Consider the following 17,562-nt stretch of genomic DNA (forward strand, 5'->3'; position numbering starts at 1 on the left):
GGCTTGGCAGGAGTCGTTGGCGCCTTCGGCTCGGGTGAATGGATTCAAGCATTCGTAGGTCGGCAATCCTTTGCCGACGAACCCGTTGGCCCAACTGCACCGTCGGGAAGGGCGGCTTCGGCGCTCCCGAAGACGCCGTTTGCGATTGGAAGGGTCGCGACTAAAGCGACCGTTTGCGATTGGGAGGGATTCCCGACCTACGCGCGAGTGCCCGTACAGTCGGTATGAAAATGCTCTAATTGAAGGGGCGGTTCTTTACGTGATTGATCTCATACGCAAGAAAGAAGGCGTAAGGCTTTCGCTATTTGCCTGATGCCGCACAGCTCAGAACGTTCGTTTCCGTCCGCACGTCATGCTGGCCGGGAGCCGCTCATCGACGCTCCGAGCGTGTTCGACATGAGGGGTTCGGATCGCTTTTTCGAATCAAACGTTACTCTTCCTTGATTATTTCCAATTTCATTGTGGTCGAGGCCGAGGCGCTTTGGAGGGGTTTGAAACCAAGCTTTGGATCGTCGGTTCTACCGCCGCTGCATCCGAGACGCATGCAACGCTCCTTGAACTCCCCGAGGGCTTTATTTGCAGATGCCGCAGATTCATACGGCCCCATGATGCCTTCCCTAGCCTCGAAAAACCATTCGACCTGCCCTGTCGTACCGTTACGCGCCGAAAAAACACGATTGACGTTAAACATTGTTCTTATAGTAATGATTACCAAGCATAACCAACACTTCCCGCTCAGTGGCTATACCAGAGTATTTGCTGGCAACTGATTCCGGCAGATGCATGACGAATGAGCAAGCAAAATATAGCACAAGCCCTTTTCGCCGTTCTTTTCCGGGACGGTATCAGGTTTTCATTGGTTGACTTCCTTCTATGGCCAGCCACAGCCCGACCACAGGATTAGGAAGGTGTCCGGCTTTTCCATTCGGCACTGAACCGTCCCCGTCAGCGAGATCAGGGGACCACCTCCACGGTGGCCATCATGCCGTTGTCCTCGTGCGCCACGATATGGCAGTGGTATACGAACTTGCCGACGATCACCGGATTGGTAAACGGAATCAGCAGCTTGACTCGGCTTTTCACGGGAAGATTGACCACATCCTGCCGGCCGGTAAACGGCACCGGCTGCCCGTCGATTTCTGTGACCTGAAAATCGAGCTGATGTATGTGAAACACGTGCATTTCGTCAGTCACATTCTCGATCGTCCATTCTTCCACATCCCCTAGCTTGACTTGGGTGTCGACGCGATTCGGATCGAACTGCTTGCCGTCGATGTAAAACTGGTTGGTGTCGGGATCCTCCGAGAATTGGAAACTGCGGTGCTGGGCAACGGGATGCCCGCGCAAATCCTCCACCGGAGGGAATTGGTCCGCGGTCGGAAGCTCGACCGGTTCGCGCTCGGCACCTTCTGAAATCAAGGTCGCCAGCACCACTTCCGGATACTGATCCCCATCGGGCCCGGTATCGACGGCGAGAGTGCGCAGTTGATAGATTCCGTGGCGACCGCCCTGAATCAACACCTCGGTGCGCGATGCGGGCGGCAGTAAAATTTCGTCCCGCGGCACGAGCTCGGTATGGCGGTTGCCATCCGCGGCGATTTCATAAAGTACGTGATCGTCCAGCTTCAGACGGTAATAAATATCCGCTCCGATATTGCCGATTCGCCAAAACTGCGTTTCTCCTGGGCGAATCTTCAGGGCCGGGTTGACCATGCCGTTGACGGTGCGGGTCGTGCCGGCATTGCTATCGATGTTGTCGGAAGGGATCTCGCCGCCGATGTTCTGAAAATCCTTGAGGAGCATGATGCGCTCCTTGATGCCGCTCAACTGCGGAAACGGATCGAGCATGCCCTCGACGATCAGACCACCCGACATGCCTCCGAAAATCTGCGCCTCGACCAAACCGTGCATGTGAGGGTGGTACCACAGGAAGCCCGCAGGGTGCTCGTCGGGAAATACGATTCGTTGCCGATAACGGGTATTCGGCATGATATCGACGAAGACATTGTCGCCATTATCCAGCGGCGACACGTTCGAGCCGTGGTGATGCAGATTCGTCGAATTTTCCAGCGAATTGACCAGCTCGAGATTCAGGGTATCACCGGGCCGAACTCTCAGCGTCGGTGGGATATAACTGTCATTAAACACCATGGCGACGACGCTCTGCCCGCCAATCTCGATTTCCTGCTTGCCGGCGGTAAGCGTGACGTTCAAGGCGCCATCCGAACTCGCGACTTCGGATGGATTTCGGAATGTTTCGGCAGAATCGCCCTGCTCTCGGCGTCCGTTTCCGTTTTCGGCGGAGTCGTCATGTTCCTCGCCCACGGATGCCTGAATGATCGACTCCGGACCGGCATGAACCCATGGATTCGGGAGCGTTGCAACGACAAGACCGACAACCGCCAGCAAGGCTGCAACGGGTAGAAAGGGAAATTTGCGGGGTGTACGCATGACCGGCCCTCCTTGGCTAAAGGTCTTCGGAGCGAATATCCGTTAGTGCATTAATTCCTAACTCACGTTCCCGCCTGTTGGGCTAAAACAAGGCAAAAATCATGTGAGGAAGCTGCGAAACGGCTGTGACTTTGCCGCATTCGGACCGAACAATGAAATCAGCAATCCAGCAGGGATCTTGCCGCCCAAAAGGCTCGTCCTTCAAACCCTGGAGCATTTTCCGATCCGGTATCAGGGAGCCCGATAGGTAGGTCGGCAATCCCTTGCCGACAAAGTCCTTTGCCGAGCCGATAAGTCGGCAAGGGATTGCCGACCTACGTTCTTCCCGCCCGAACACGAATCCGTACACCGGGATGAAAAACGCTCTATTGCCTCGACGGTCGAAGACAGCCTTTACGGGAGCCATTGTTAGAAAACGGGGAACTTCTCCGGTAGCGACGGAGTATTACGAACGAGTGCGTCGCAAGAAATCGGAGAGCCTTTTTGGTGGCCGATTTCCGGATCGTGGTATGGTAAGGCCCGGTTAAGCTTTGAATCGTTCCTCCGTTCGTCTTCCTCGCAGCAGCGAAAGTTATGGATTCCATCAGTGCGTTCGAAATCATCAAGGTGGGTATCGGCCCTTCCAGCTCCCACACGATGGGACCATGGCGGGCAGCATCGCTGTTTCTGGAAGCCTTGGGCGACCCGGACCGGGTCGAATCCCTGACCGTCCGGCTGTATGGCTCCCTCGCCAAAACCGGCCGCGGGCACGGCACCGACGTAGCCGTGTTGATGGGACTTTCCGGCGAGGATTACACGCTGATCGACACGGCCGTCATTCCGGACCGGATCGCGGCTATCAAGGCCAGCGGTTGGCTGCCCTTGGGCGGAAAACGGAATCTTCCTTTCGTCTGCGAACGGGACCTGGTGTTCGAGAGCTCGACCACCCTGCCGCGCCACGCCAACGGGATGTGTTTTCGGGCGATCCTTACAGACGGCGAAATTCTCGAGCGTATCTACTACTCTCTGGGCGGCGGGTTCGTGGCCGCAGACGATGACATGGAGCAGGCTTCGGCGGCGCGCGTCGTGACGCCTTATCCCTGCCACTCGGGGCAGGATTTGCTGCGAAATTGCAGAGCGCTGGGTTTGTCGGTCTCCGATTTGACCTATTTGAACGAGCAGGCCTGGAGATGCCGGGACGAGATCGACGCCGAGGCGCTTCGGCTATGGCGGGAAATCCGGCACTGTATCTTCCGCGGCGTGCACCGCGAAGGCTATCTGCCGGGCGGCTTGCGGGTCCGGCGCAGGGCACCGGAAATGCACCGCAAATTGCTGAACGGCGCCGACTATACGACGATCGAACAATGGTCCGATCTTCTGCGGCGTCAACCCCGTGATTTCGCCAACGTAGACCGGTGGGTGGTCTGTTTCGCCCTGTCGGTCAACGAGGAAAATGCGTCCTTTGGACGAGTCGTCACTGCACCCACCAACGGCGCCGCCGGGGTGATTCCCGCGGTGTTGATGTACGCTTGGTGCTTCGTCGACGGCTTCGACGAAGACAAGGTCATCCGCTTCATCCTCACTGCCGGCGAGATCGGCACCTTGTTCAAGAAAAACGCCACCATCTCCGCCGCCATGGGCGGCTGCCAGGCCGAAATCGGCGTTTCGTCCGCCATGGCAGCCGCGGGGCTGGCGGAAGTTTCGGGCGGTACACCGGAGCAGGTCTTGCAGGCGGCGGAAATCGCCATGGAGCACCACCTCGGATTGACCTGCGATCCGGTCGGAGGGCTGGTGCAGATTCCGTGCATCGAACGCAACACCATGGGCGCGGTCAAAGCCATCACCGCAGCGACCATCGCCCTGGACAGCGATCCGGCGGACGCCAGGGTCAGCCTCGATGCGGTGATCCAGACCATGTGGGAGACCGCAAAGGACATGAATGGCCGCTACAAAGAAACCGCCGAGGGTGGTCTTGCGGTACACATTCCGGTGAACGTGCCGGAGTGCTGAGCGGAGTATCGTGAGCATCCGATGCGCAAAAACAGGATAATGAGCGGCGCGCCCGCCACGCCCCCGCCGGAAAAGGCGGAGTTGACGTCCACAACTTCTGGCGCGCTACACCATGCCATTGCAAGCTCGCGCTTGTCGTATTGCCGACAATCGGAAGCGGTGGTCGTCACCGAGCTCGGCAATGCAGAGCTCCCGCTACGACCGCGTCTCCACGAACTCGACGGGTGTACTAGCGGCGCATCAGCACAAACGTAGACGGCGCATAAATTGCATTAGTGCCAAAATCAACAACGAGGAGACAAACCCGTGCCTGGATTACTACCCAGCGTCGATCCGGATGGCCTGCTTGAGTACTCGGTGGTCTACACCGACCGTGCGACCAACCACATGTCGAAGGTGTTTCAGGAAAGCATGCGCGACATCTCGCGTATCCTGAAAACTGTGCACAACGGCCACACGGCCGTCATCGTGCCCGGCTCCGGAACCTTTGCCATGGAGGCCGTGGCGCGCCAGTTCGCCACGAGCAAGAAGTGTCTGGTCATCCGCAACGGCTGGTTCAGCTATCGCTGGACCCAAATCTTCGAGATGGGCGGCATCCCATCGGAATCCACCGTCCTGATGGCGCGCCCCGTCGAGTCCGGACCGCAGCCCGCCTACGCCCCGCCGCCGATCGAAGAAGTCGTTGCCGCGATCGGCCGCGAGAAGCCGGATCTCGTGTTCGCCCCGCATGTGGAAACTTCGGCGGGAATGATCCTGCCCGATGACTATCTTCGCGCCGTGGCGGATGCCGTACACGCGGTTGGCGGCCTGTTCGTGCTCGATTGCATCGCATCCGGCACGGTCTGGGTCGATATGCGCCAAATCGGAGTGGACATCTTGATCAGCGCACCGCAAAAAGACTGGAGCGCCCCGCCCTGCTGTGGGCTGGTGGTATTAAGCCCGGCGGCGCGCGACCGTATCGAGAACACCGCCAGCACCAGTTTTGCCGCTGACCTCAAAAAATGGCTGCAAATCATGGAGGCCTACGAACAGGGCGGACACGCCTACCATGCCACCATGCCAACCGATGGCCTGCGCGCTTTACGCGAGGTGATGCGCGAAACTGAAGCCTACGGCTTCGCCAAGGCGCGCGATGAGCAACTGGAACTCGGTCGCCGGGTGCGTGGGATATTGGCCGAGCGCGGCATCAAATCGGTCGCTGCGGCCGACTTCGGCGCCCCCGGCGTGGTAGTGTGCTACACCAGCGACGACGCCATCAAAACCGGCAAGAAATTCGCCGATCTCGGTCTGCAAATCGCGGCCGGGGTCCCGCTGCAATGCGGCGAAAGCCCCGATTTCAAGACTTTCCGCCTGGGTTTGTTCGGCTTAGACAAGTTGCAAAACATCGAGCGTACGGTTGCGACCCTGGCGCAGGCACTGGATCGGATCGAAAGGTTCTGAACGATTGCGTCATCGCGTCGGCGACGGAGTACGGTTCGGCGTAAGGGATTAGACTGCTGGAACAGACGCACTGGCTGCACAAGAACCAGCTCATCGGACGAGTGCGATCGGAACTGCGCGGAAAAAACGGGCGACCCTATTGCCTGCCGCGCAGATGCTCTCTTCTCGGAGATAAGGATTTTCGAAAGCCGCTTTTCGGACGGCTTCATACGTTTTTTGGACCTTCGCTTGCAAATTTCGATGACGGGTTCAGCCGATTGTCATGCACGATTCAACCTGATCATAGATGAATACAAGGACGCAAATCGCCAATGCGTCCGGTCAACACCGGACTGCAAGCTTCCCGCCATAGGCACTCCAGCATTTTTCCCGACAGGTTCATCTGTCCGATCTTGTTTTCGCCTCACAACCTCGCCTTCCTGACTTCGAATCCGGCATTTTTTTCGTCGACGATGCGGGTTTTCGCTGGCTGATCCGTCTTAACTTGATAGACCGTTGAATTCATAAGCAGAGGATAAGGGGGGATGAAACTTACGTCGCAAACTCGCGATGCAGGCATGTCTTCGGAATTCCGGGTATTTCCGTCGGCGCGTTATTTCGAGATTTGTTTCGAGCGACTTTATCGGCTGATTCAGAATCTGATGGATACCGCTGATCGCGATCTCCTACTGGTGCCGACGCACTTGGGTATTGACGTCGCGCAATGTGAAACCATCGCACGCCCCGTCTATCCCTGCTCGCCCAGCAAAACCGTCTCGAGTCGTCGACTCTACACGCGAAATATCCCTGACGATCTTGCCGGCCGATGAGTTTTGCTATCGGTAGGATCGACCTGGTCCGGTTGTCGGTTACCCTCTTGACCTTAGTCCTCTCGCTTCTGGCCGGGTGTGGAACGGCGCCAGATCGGGACGCGAAAAATGTCGGAGCGGGGATTCCCTCATTCTGGACGGCAACGTCAGGCCCTCAGAAAACGGTTTCCGAGCGTTGGGTCGAATCATTCGCCGATTCGACTTTGAGTGCCTTGGTGCATGAGGCTTTGGCAAGCAACTACGACCTGAAGTCCGCGGCCGCCCGTGTGGAGGCCGCCCGGCAGCAAGCCCGTATCGATGGCGCCGGACGCTGGCCTCAGCTTTTCTTCGCGCCGAGCTACGAACGCGCTCAGGTGCGTAGCGCGGGTTTCGGCTCGACCGAATTCGGCGCCTTCGAAGCCTTGTTCACGCTGGACTGGGAAGTGGATGTCTGGGGGCGGATACGCGCTTTCCAGCAGGCGTCCCAACAGGAAGCTGCCGCGACGGAAGCCGATTTCCACGCCGCGCGCCTATCCCTGGCGGCACGAACGGCACAGGCTTATTTCGAACTGGCAGAGGCCAAGCTCCAAGCCGAGGTTGCCGAGCGGTCGATCCGGGACAGGCGCACCATTGTCGACCTGGTGCGCGGCCGCTTCGCCCGGGGACTGGCGCGCGGCCTCGATCTGCGGCTGGCCCTTACCGACCTGGCCAATGCGGAAGCCCAGTTGGCGGCTGCGCGCAACCGGGTTCAAATCGTTACTCGCCTTCTGGAAGTCTTGCTAGGGCGCTATCCGGCGGCCGATCTGGCGACGACGGCGTCTTTGCCCGATCCGCCCGCGCCGCTGTCGGCCGGGGTTCCCTCGGAACTGCTCGAACGGCGCCCAGACCTGATCGCCGCTTTCGACCGCCTGCGCGCCGCCGATTTCCGGGTGGAGAGCGCGCAAAAAGCGCTGCTGCCGCGCCTAGCCCTCACCGCTACCGGCGGCACCCGCAGCCCGGCCTTGACGGAACTGGTCGATCCCCGCGCGGCGGTCTGGAACGTCGCGATAGGTCTTCTGCAACCGCTCTTCACCGGCGGCCGTCTCAAGGGAGAGATTCGGCTGAACCAAGCTCTGGCGGAGGAAGCGCTCAATCTGTACAAAAACACGGCGCTCAACGCCTTCCGCGAGGTGGAACAATCGCTCGCCGCGGAGGAATGGCTGAGGGAGGAAGAACGGGCGCTCAAGGAAGCCGTCGAACAAACCGAAGCAAGCCGAAAGCTGGCGGTCTATTCCTACCGTCACGGCTTCATCGAAATCCTGACCCTGCTGGACAGCTACCGAAGCACCCTGAACGCGCAAAGCGCACATCTCGCCGTCAAGCGGCAATTGCTCAGCAACCGGATCGATCTCTATTTGGCGCTGGGAGGGGAAGTATGAAAGCGGAGACTTTATCGCTACGGCATATGTTGCACACCACGCAGTGTGGGCCAGACCGACGCGGATCTGGTACCTACCAACTGTCGAAGGATTTGGTCCACCTCCTGTCAAAACGCCGAATCGCGATTGCACCGGCACAAAACAGGCTCCGTTGCAAAAACTGTGTTGTCGAGCGAGGATGGCCGCGAGGGACTGAACATAGGAGGTCAAACGTGGATTCCGTATTCCGGTGGCGGCGCTTTGCGCCCGAAGTGATCCTGCCGGGCGTGCGCTGGTATTGCAAGTACGGCATCAGCTACCGCGACCTGGAAGAAATGATGCCGGAACGTGGCATCGCCGTCGATCATACGACGCTGTACCGCTGGGCGCAGCGCTACGCGCCCGAATTGGAGAAGCGTACGCTCTGGTATCAGAGCCGCCTGAGCTCGAGCTAGCGTGTGAACGAGACCTACATCAAGGTTCGCGGCGTGTGGAAATACCTGTTCCGCGCCATCGATAAAGAGGGCCGCACCCTCGACTTTTGCTTGTCGGATATCCGAAACGCCAAGGCCGCCAAGCGTTTCCTGGCCAAGGCGCTGAGGCGCTCGAAGCACTACCGGCCAGGCAAGATCAACACCGACAAGAACCCGGCCTACGGCGAAGCCATTCGCGAACTGAAGAAGGAAGGTTTGCTGCCGGCGGACTGCCTCCACCGGCAAGTGAAATATCTGAATGATCGCCTTGAATCCGATCCCGGTAAACTGAAGCGCTTGATTAAGCCGACCCTCGGCTTTCAGTCGATGCGAACGGCGTATGCCACGATCAAGGGCTTCGAGGTGATGCGCATGTTCCGGAAGCGCCAGTTCGACTTTTGGATCGACGCCGTCGGTGGCGGAACCGAGGCGTGCTTCGTCAACCGGCTATTCAGCGTGTATGCCTGACCCGGCGACAGGCCGAACGGCTCAGAAACGTGCTTAAACCATTTTTGCAACGGAGCCGGGCGCCCGGTGTGCGCGTAGCGGGCCGCGAATTCGTCCGACAGCGAGGCCAGAATGCCATCCACCAACAGCCGCATCCGGCGCAACGGATGCGTTTGAGGAACCCGGTCTTCCCGGTTCACGTAGCTAAACAGGACTCCTTGGGTGACATCTTTGCCGCGCATCGTCGTTCTCGAAAAAATAAAGCGGGTAGTTTAACCGGTCACAGTCCCACACTACCTGATTAGGTGCGACCGGCAGAGTTTTTCACCAGCCTGCTAACGTGAAAACAATAGTTTACACCGTTTCATTCGGAACTTGGGTGGCCTGTAGACAGCCGCCTTGGGCAGATCATGACTTTACGGTGCCTTTGAGTTGTTCACCCAATAAGCCCCGGTTTTGTTGGAGGGATTTTACTGCCGGCGCAATAGCTCAGGTAAAACTCGATACCCAAATGGAAATCCCCGGATACACGTCCCAACACTCTATATTGTAGAGACAGCCTAATACCTCGTTCTCTGCTAATTGGGCCTAGATACAGGGTAATATTCGGATTCATCCACCCGTCGGATGGATGGCTGGTACCGGCCATCCATCTTCCAGGCTGTCCGCTTGGGACTATATCATCACGAGACGCTTACCTTATAACCCGGTAACTTGCAGGAAATTCGCGCCTGTTACGGGTAACTGGTTAGTAACCGCAAATCCGACAGAAGCGCCGGTCGGATGCGAAATAAAAGATATCAAGCATACACCACCGTCTGGCTGACCTCCGGTCGAGGCACCACCGATGCCGCATGTCGATCCGCCTTCCACAGTGGCCAAGACTTGGTCTTGAAGGGGGGTAGCGCCCTTAATTTCACCGAGCGCATGGAAATCACTGGCGATAGCTGGAGCGGCGATCATCATGGTTGCCAACATACTCACTGAAAACATCATTTTCCTCATTGTGATTACTCCTAAATATTGCCGAGTTGGAGCGGGTAATAGGTCCCTTCAGGGTGCGAAATACCCCATCCTTAATCGACTCAAATAAACCGGGCAAAAAAATACCCGGACCAAAGTTTGAAGATATCCATTCCTCCTGACTACAGTCCGTTGGTGGGGAGCATACGAAGAATTGAATGGCTGGCCTTAGGGAAATAATCTCGAAGTGAGACAGGACAATTTCCCGAACGAATGCAATAAATATCCCAGCACCGTGATACCCGCTATGGCAGCTTATCGATTCAGCAATTAAAGGGTTATTATACGAGGGCGGATAACACGGAGTGGAGTCCTTTCAGGGTCATGCCCCGCTCCGATTCCTATTGATTAGGAGCACAATAATGGAAAAAACGATATTGTTGGGTAGTGCGATCGCAGTCAATTTGGCTCTCGCTCCAATTAGCGTATATGGAACGACTCCGAGCGCCGTTTCGACTACACCAACGGATTTGACGGGATGTATTCCAATTGATGATTCGAGCACGGATGCTTGGAATACCGGAGAGTTTTGTCCCGACTCCGGCCAGGGCATCCCGACCGCCGGCTCCGCTAATATGTCGGCTGCCAGCAGCCCTCCAGCCGCAGCGAGCGCGCGGTCAATTCACAGCACGCCAGTTTCCGCCATTAACCCGGTTATCGCTTCACCGGCCCGCACCGAATGTCTGTCTGCCGGCGGTGCGAATGCCGCCGGCCCCGAAGGGTTTTGTCTGGCTTCGGAGATCGGCACCTCGCTTGCCAAGCTGGCGAATTTTGCGGCCACCAACGAGCTGGCGGCAAAGCGCTTGCAGTTTCTGCAGGTGACTTTCAAAAACAGGCCCACATTGAGCGGATCTCGGCTTCTTCCCGCGGATGACAATACCCCTTTGGTTGCGGAATGCTCGTCGGCAGGCGGTTCGACCGCGTTTACCGCCGGAGGGTTTTGCCTGAGTTCGGACCTGACCGAACTCGCAGCGAACATGGCGAAACTTTCGGTCGCGAACAGTCTCTCCGCAGCGAGCCTTAATTTCGTTCAGGTTACCTTCGGCGACCGCGAAATGCTTGGCGAAGCCGGTGAACTTTCGGGTTCTGGGACGTCGACGGGTCCGGAATGTACGTTGGTCGACGGCTCCCGTGCTGTGGCCGGAAATCCGGGAGGGTTTTGTATGGCATCGGACCTCGGCTCGTCGACTGCCGATCTGTTCGCGAATTTTACGGTAGCCAATGACTTGCCCGTGGTCGGCGTGCAATTTCTGCAAATTGCGTTTGATCAAGCGCACTCACAACATTTCCGCAGGACCGTTTGGCCTGGGGGCAAAAAGTGCGAGTCAGTTGACGGCTCGGCCGCGACTATCGGAGATGCTGACGGGGCCTGTATGGTTTCGGACCTTGCGACGCCCAGTACCGACTATTCCGCGAGTTTTTCGGTAGCCAATAGTTTAGCCATCGCGGGTATGCAATACGTACAGGCTACGTTCGGGCGCAATCAACTCCCCGCCGGCACGGCACGTTCCACGACTGTCGGCGCGCCAACCGACAGGAGATGTTCGTCGGCTCAGGGTTCGACTGCGGCTAGCACGAACGCCGGCGGATTTTGCCTTGTTGCGGATCGCGGCAGGTCGGCCTTGGGCTTTGCAAATTTTGCGATTGCCAATGACCTGCCGGTTGCAAGTTTGCGGTTCCTTCAGGTGCCGTTTGGAGACAGGGCCACAGCGAAAAAACTTGGTGCCGGGAAGGAAGGTGATCCGATCGGCGCTGTCATTACGGATTCTTCGGCTTTTAATCGTCGGCTGGTGCCGCCGAGTCTTGTGGTCAGTACCGGTAATCTGCCCTTCCATTTCCCCGCTTTTGATCCAACATTCGCCTTCAGACCCTACTCAAACCAGGATCGAAAGAGGAACTCTTTTCTTTCGCTCTCGTTAGGCTGCGAGGCCGAATATGCGGATACGCCGGCAGATCAATCGCTATTGGGGCGGTTGTTGAATCTCGGTCCGGCCCCATGTGTTCGCGATCGGGTACGCTGGGGAAAGCTTTTACTTCACTGATCTTGAAGTGCCTTACCGACAATGAACCGCCCCGGGTTTGGTGGAGGCTCCAACCTTTGAGAAGATGGAGCCATGAGGAAGTCTACGAAGTTTTCCCCCGAGGTGCGCGAGCGTGCGGTTCGATTGGTGTTCGAGTGCCGCAATGAGCACCCCTCGCAATGGGCCGCTGTTGAATCCATCGCGGGCAAGATTGGGTGTACCCCCCAGACACTGCTGGAGTGGGTGCGCCGGCATGAACGAGACACGGGTCAACGCGACGGTCTAACCTCGGCTGAACAGCAGCGCATCAAGGAACTCGAGCGGAAAGTGAAGGAACTGCGCAAGGCCAATGGAACCCTCAAGCTGGCTAGCGCGTTTTTCGCCCAGGCGGAGCTCGACCGCCGACTCAAGTCCCGAGGGCCTTCGTCGACGCGCATCGGGAGCGCTTCGGGGTCGAGCCGATCTGCACAAGGTCTTGCAAATCGCCCCGTCGGGCTACAGGCGCTATGCTGCACCGCAGCGCAACCCCGCACTGCGTTGTGCACGTGCCCAGCGCGACGATACCCTGATCCCACATATCGAACACGTCTGGCAGGCCATCCTGCAGGTCTACGGTGCCGACAAAGTTTGGCGACAAATAAACCGGGAAGGTATCGCGGTGGCCCGCTGTACGGTCGAGCGGCTCATGCGACGTCTGGGCCTGCGTGGCGCCATCCGCGGCAAGGTGGTACGTACCACGCTTAGCGATAACAAGGCGCCATGCCCGCTGGACCGGGTCAATCGGCAATTCGAGGCCGAGCGCCCCAACCAGCTTTGGGTGTCGGACGTCACCTATGTCTCCACAGAGCATTTTCATACCTACTGTACGGGCACTCGCGCGTAGGTCGGGAATCCCTCCCAATCGCAAACGGTCGCTTTAGTCGCGACCCTTCCAATCGCAAACGGCGTCTTCGGGAGCGCCGAAGCCGCCCTTCCCGACGGTGCCGTTGGGGTAACGGGTTCGTCGGCAAAGGATTGCCGACCTACGAATGCTTGAATCTATTCACCCGAGCCGAAGGCGCCAACGACTCCTGCCAGGCCTGTTTTGCCGTACGAGCGAGATGAAAATGCTCAAGCCGAAACGATCAACGGGCTGTACAAAGCCGAGTTGATCCACCGGCGGGCGCCCTGGAAGACACGGGAAGCCGTCGAATTGGCCACTCTCGAACGGGTGTCCTGGTTCAACCACTCCAGGCTACTCGAACCCATCGGCTATATCCCGCCAGCAGAAGCTGAGGCAAACTATTATCGGCAACTAGCCAATCAGGCTGCCTCGCAGACCTGACTTAAACCAACGAGCCTCCACGATTCCCGGGGCGGTTCACTTTAGTCTTAAAGGTCTTGGTGATGGGGGGCTCTCCCTTGCGGCGTACTTGGATATTCCAGGAACCGCTTGGAAGCTTTCGGAGTGTGGCCATGCAGAACCTCTCTCAATGTTCAGTGTGAACAAAATGTGAACGAGAAGGGTTCTGAGGAGAGCAAGAACTACATTAAGTTCTTGTTTCAAATGGCGCGCCCGAGACGACTCGAACGTCCGACCTTTGGCTCCGGAGGCCAACGCTCTATCCAACTGAGCTACGGGCGCATGCCGCGCATTTTACAGGAATCAGGATCGGTTTAATAGACTTCGGACGGCGGCAAAGCTGTCCATGGCCCGTTCTTTTTTCTGTTCGGGATCGAGCGCGCGCCGTTCCGGCCATTCGAGCTCTTCTTCCGGCAGTTCGTTCAGAAAACGGCTGGGCTCGCAATCCACGATTTCGCCGTGGCGTTTGCGATGCGTGCAATAACTTAAAGTCAGATGCTTCTGCGCGCGGGTGATGCCTACGTAGGCCAGGCGGCGTTCTTCTTCGATCGTGTTTTCTTCGATGCTGGTCTGGTGCGGCAATAGATTTTCCTCCATTCCGACCAGATAGACGTACGGGAACTCCAATCCTTTCGCCGCGTGCAGCGTCATCAGGTTGACACGGTCGCCGGCGTTTTCTTCCTGGCTGCGCTCCAGAACGTCGAGCAGCAGAATTCGGGAAACGACTTCCGCGAGACTCTTTTCTTTTTCGTCGTCCTTGGCGATGCGTTTGAGCCAATCGATCAGTTCGCGTACCTGTCCCATCCTGCGGCGGGCGGCGTCTTCGCTGTTGCTGGTCTCCCTCAGCCAGTTTTCATACCCGATCTTGACGATGAAATCGTCGATCACGGCGAAGGTGTCGCCGCGCTGGGCGCGCTCGGCGACATCGGTAATCCATTCGGCGAAGTGGCGCAGGCGCTGGATCGCCGTCTCGCCGAGAGACTGCTGAAGCCCGAATTCGAAGCAGGCCGAAAACAGACTGATGTGGCGCCGGTTGGCATAGGCGCCGAGTTTTTCCAGGGTTGTCGGCCCGATCTCCCGGCGTGGAACGTTGACCACGCGCAGGAACGCCGCATCGTCGTCCGGATTCACCAGCAATCGCAGATAGGCCATGATGTCCTTGATCTCGGCATAGCCGAAGAAAGACATTCCGCCGCTGATGAAATAAGGTATGGCGTGCTCCCGCAACGCGCGCTCGAAGAGCCGCGACTGGTGGTTGCTGCGATACAGGATCGCGTAGTCCTGAAAACGCGTGCCGTGGCGGAACTTGTGATGCAGCAGGTCGGAGGCGACCTGCCGCGCTTCGGCGACTTCTTCCTTGTGCGTGAGCACGCGCAGCGGATCGCCGTATCCCAGCGCACTCCACAGGCGCTTTTCGAATACGTGGGGGTTGTTGGCGATGAGCTTGTTGGCGACCTTCAGGATCCGTCCGGTCGAACGGTAGTTCTGCTCCAGTTTTATGACCTTGAGCCGCGGAAAATCGCGCTGTAGCTGGGCAAGATTTTCAGGTTGCGCCCCGCGCCACGCGTAAATCGACTGATCGTCGTCGCCGACCACGGTAAAACGGCCGACTTTGCCGGTCAGCAACTTAACCAATTCGTACTGGGTCAGATTGGTGTCCTGGTACTCATCGACCAATAAATAGCGTATCCGGTTGCGCCACTTGTCGAGGATGTCCGCATGCTCGTGAAACAGGAGCACCGGAAGGAGAATCAGGTCGTCGAAGTCGACGGCGTTGTAGGACTTCATGTGCCGGACATATTCGGCATAAAGCTGCGCCGCGGGCTGTGCATCGCCCTGCCCTTCCGCGATAGCCCGCTCGGGGGTCACGAACAAATTCTTCCACCGGCCGATGCGCCAGATATAGTTTTCCGCCTCGTCGATATCCCAGCTTTCCGAGCCGTGCTTGATGAGTTCCTTGGTCAGCGCCAGGCGATCGTGCTCGTCAAAAATGGAGATATTTTTCTTGAGGCCGAGCGCGCCGTGCTCCTCGCGCAAGATTTCGAGGCCCAGCGAATGGAAGGTGGACACCGTCAGGCCGCGCAAATCCTTGTCGGAAAGCAGCTTGCCGACGCGGCTCTTCATCTCCCGCGCCGCCTTATTGGTAAAGGTTAGAGCGGCGATGTGCTTCGCCGGGGTGCCGTGCTTGACCAAATACGCGATTTTCTCGGTGATCACCCGCGTTTTGCCGCTGCCCGCCCCCGCAAGAACGAGCAAGGGACAATCCAAAGTGGTCACGGCAGCGAGCTGCTGCGGATTCAGTTGAGAGACCATCAAACGGCCGAAGAGATACGGTCGAGCCGCCGGAAGCCAATGGCTTCGCTGAGATGCGGAACGGCGATTTTGTCCTCGCCGGCGAGATCGGCGATGGTGCGAGCGAGTTTCAGAATGCGGTGATAGGCGCGATGCGACAATCCGAGCTTTTCGGTGGCCTGCTCGAGCAGTCGGTGTCCATCGTCGGTCAATTGGCAGTAATGCTTGACTTCTTGAGGCGCCATCGAGGCATTCGGCTTTCCGGTCCTCTGCAGAGCCACTTCCCGAGCCGCGATCACCCGCCGGCGAATGTCGGCGCTCTTCTGCTCTCCGCCGGGCGCGCCATGACGCAACATTTCTTTAGAAACGCGCGGCACTTCTATGTGTATGTCGATGCGGTCGAGCAAAGGTCCGGAAATCCGCGCGCGATAACGCTGAACCTGCTCCGACGTGCAGCGGCAGCGTCCGGAGGCGTCGCCCAAATAGCCGCACGGACACGGATTCATCGCGGCGATGAGCTGAAACCGGGCCGGGAAATCGACCTGGCGCGCAGCACGGGAAATCGTGATACAGCCCGTCTCCAACGGTTCCCTCAAAACCTCGAGCACCTTGCGGTCGAACTCCGGTAACTCGTCGAGAAAAAGCACGCCGTTATGAGCCAGGGAGACTTCTCCCGGCTTGGGATTGCCGCCGCCGCCCACCAAAGCAGGGGCCGAAGCCGTATGATGCGGCGAACGGAACGGAGGAATGCGCCAGCGTCTCGGATCGAAAGGCAAATCGCTGACCGATCCGATGGCTGCGCTTTCCAACGCTTCGTCGTCGGTCAAAGGCGGGAGAATACTCGGAAATCGAGCCGCCAGCATGGATTTGCCGGTTCCCGGAGGTCCGAGCATTATCAGATTGTGTTTTCCGGCGGCGGCGACTTCCAGGGCTCGCTTGGCGTGATAATGCCCATGCACGTCCGCGAAATCGGCGAGTTCCTCCAGGCCAACCGATGCCCCCTCGTTCGATTCGAACGGGATCTGTTGCTGGCCATTCAAATGAGCGCATACCTCGAGAAGATGGTGTGCCGCGAGAATTTTCGCACCCTCTGCAAGAGCCGCTTCGCCCGCGTTTTCCTTCGGCGCGATTAACGTACGCCCCGCATGCTTCGCCTGAATCGCGACCGGCAATACCCCGCTGACGGGGCGCAATTCCCCGCCCAGAGAAAGCTCACCTACGCACTCGATCTCCCGGAGAGCATCGCTCCTGATTTGTCCCGACGCCGCCAAGATGCCCAGCGCGATCGCGAGATCGAATCGGCCGCCTTCTTTCGGAATGTCGGCGGGCGCCATGTTCACGGTGATTCGCTGGAGGGGAAATTCGAACTGACAGTTCAGAAGCGCGCCCCTGACCCGATCCTTGCTTTCTTTCACCGCGGTTTCCGGAAGGCCGACGATGGAAAGGCTTGGTAAACCGTTGGAAATATGCACCTCGACGGTGACTAACGGCGCTGCGATACCTTGCCTGCCCCGAGTGAAAACGACGGCCAGGGACATGAATTCCTCGTCCGTTCGAATTATCGATTGACGATCTGCTTTTCCAGCTCGGCGACTTGAGCTTCCAGTCGTTCCAACTGCTCCCGCGTTCTCGCGAGAACGGCGGTCTGCACGTCGAATTCTTCCCGGCTGACCAAATTCATCTTGGCGAACGAGGCTTGAAGGATTGCGCGGAAATTCTTTTCCAAATCGTCCTGCAATTTGAGGAAGTCGGACGGTACTGCCTCGACAAGGCGCCGAGCGAGATCGTTTAGAGTGGTTTTATCAAACATATCGAAAAGCATAGCCGAGTAACGCGGTGAGCGTCCAGTCGGACGCACTCCCGTCGATATGCACCGTCAGAGTGCATGCCAAATCAGAC

General features: G+C 58.1%; 11 protein-coding genes, 1 tRNA gene, 2 pseudogenes and 1 other annotated feature. Of the genes and pseudogenes, 7 read left to right on the forward strand and 7 right to left on the reverse strand.

The genetic code is table 11. From position 1 onward, the window contains the following. Positions 1 to 430: 430 nt before the first annotated feature. Positions 431 to 691 carry a hypothetical protein gene (locus tag ACWJJK_RS13405; RefSeq protein ID WP_143735288.1) on the reverse strand — a complete coding sequence of 87 codons (261 nt, stop codon included), beginning with the start codon at positions 689 to 691 and terminating at the stop codon, positions 431 to 433. Positions 692 to 954: 263 nt separating this feature from the next. Beyond that, the gene (locus tag ACWJJK_RS13410; protein ID WP_454128168.1) at positions 955 to 2,451 is read right to left on the reverse strand and encodes a multicopper oxidase family protein; all 1,497 of its coding nucleotides are present in this window, start codon (positions 2,449 to 2,451) and stop codon (positions 955 to 957) included. 573 nt (positions 2,452 to 3,024) lie between these two features. Between ACWJJK_RS13410 and ACWJJK_RS13415 the strand changes: the two genes are divergently transcribed. From ACWJJK_RS13415 to ACWJJK_RS13435, 5 genes and pseudogenes are all read left to right on the forward strand, one after another. Continuing rightward, complete coding sequence (locus ACWJJK_RS13415; protein ID WP_077732339.1) at positions 3,025 to 4,440, forward strand: L-serine ammonia-lyase; 1,416 nt, start codon at positions 3,025 to 3,027, stop codon at positions 4,438 to 4,440. Between the two features lie 357 nt (positions 4,441 to 4,797). Continuing rightward, complete coding sequence (locus tag ACWJJK_RS13420; RefSeq protein WP_347258242.1) at positions 4,798 to 5,880, forward strand: aminotransferase class V-fold PLP-dependent enzyme; 1,083 nt, start codon at positions 4,798 to 4,800, stop codon at positions 5,878 to 5,880. 524 nt (positions 5,881 to 6,404) lie between these two features. After that, on the forward strand, positions 6,405 to 6,689 hold the full coding sequence (locus tag ACWJJK_RS13425) for a hypothetical protein (RefSeq protein WP_086135632.1): 285 nt from the start codon (positions 6,405 to 6,407) through the stop codon (positions 6,687 to 6,689). Next, positions 6,686 to 8,086, forward strand: coding sequence for an efflux transporter outer membrane subunit (locus ACWJJK_RS13430; protein ID WP_156879440.1), 1,401 nt, complete (start codon positions 6,686 to 6,688; stop codon positions 8,084 to 8,086). The genes ACWJJK_RS13425 and ACWJJK_RS13430 overlap by 4 nt, the downstream gene beginning before the upstream one ends. Before the next feature lie 212 nt (positions 8,087 to 8,298). After that, positions 8,299 to 9,006 (forward strand): annotated as a pseudogene (locus ACWJJK_RS13435) (IS6 family transposase). Between the two features lie 678 nt (positions 9,007 to 9,684). On the opposite strand, the gene ACWJJK_RS13440 reads toward ACWJJK_RS13435, so the two are convergent. Then, complete coding sequence (locus tag ACWJJK_RS13440) at positions 9,685 to 9,990, reverse strand: hypothetical protein (RefSeq protein WP_077732335.1); 306 nt, start codon at positions 9,988 to 9,990, stop codon at positions 9,685 to 9,687. A 380-nt stretch (positions 9,991 to 10,370) separates the two neighbouring features. On the opposite strand from ACWJJK_RS13440, the gene ACWJJK_RS13445 reads away from it, so the two are divergent. Beyond that, complete coding sequence (locus ACWJJK_RS13445) at positions 10,371 to 12,050, forward strand: hypothetical protein (protein ID WP_143735287.1); 1,680 nt, start codon at positions 10,371 to 10,373, stop codon at positions 12,048 to 12,050. A 72-nt stretch (positions 12,051 to 12,122) separates the two neighbouring features. Next, a pseudogene (locus tag ACWJJK_RS13450) lies at positions 12,123 to 13,353 on the forward strand (IS3 family transposase). Further along, positions 12,401 to 12,519 (forward strand) — a sequence feature (AL1L pseudoknot). It overlaps the preceding pseudogene by 119 nt. Before the next feature lie 223 nt (positions 13,354 to 13,576). Here ACWJJK_RS13450 and ACWJJK_RS13455 read toward each other — a convergent pair. The 4 genes from ACWJJK_RS13455 to ACWJJK_RS13470 all read right to left on the reverse strand — a co-directional run bounded on the left by ACWJJK_RS13455 (position 13,577) and on the right by ACWJJK_RS13470 (position 17,473). Further along, positions 13,577 to 13,653, reverse strand: a tRNA-Arg gene (locus ACWJJK_RS13455). Positions 13,654 to 13,674: 21 nt separating this feature from the next. Next, the gene (gene rep, locus ACWJJK_RS13460; RefSeq protein ID WP_156879439.1) at positions 13,675 to 15,684 is read right to left on the reverse strand and encodes a DNA helicase Rep; all 2,010 of its coding nucleotides are present in this window, start codon (positions 15,682 to 15,684) and stop codon (positions 13,675 to 13,677) included. After that, on the reverse strand, positions 15,684 to 17,201 hold the full coding sequence (locus ACWJJK_RS13465) for a YifB family Mg chelatase-like AAA ATPase (RefSeq protein WP_077732331.1): 1,518 nt from the start codon (positions 17,199 to 17,201) through the stop codon (positions 15,684 to 15,686). Before ACWJJK_RS13465 ends, rep begins: the two co-directional genes overlap by 1 nt. Positions 17,202 to 17,221: 20 nt before the next feature. Beyond that, on the reverse strand, positions 17,222 to 17,473 hold the full coding sequence (locus ACWJJK_RS13470; protein WP_156879438.1) for an accessory factor UbiK family protein: 252 nt from the start codon (positions 17,471 to 17,473) through the stop codon (positions 17,222 to 17,224). Positions 17,474 to 17,562: the final 89 nt, after the last annotated feature.

Source organism: Methylocaldum gracile, from assembly GCF_053646815.1.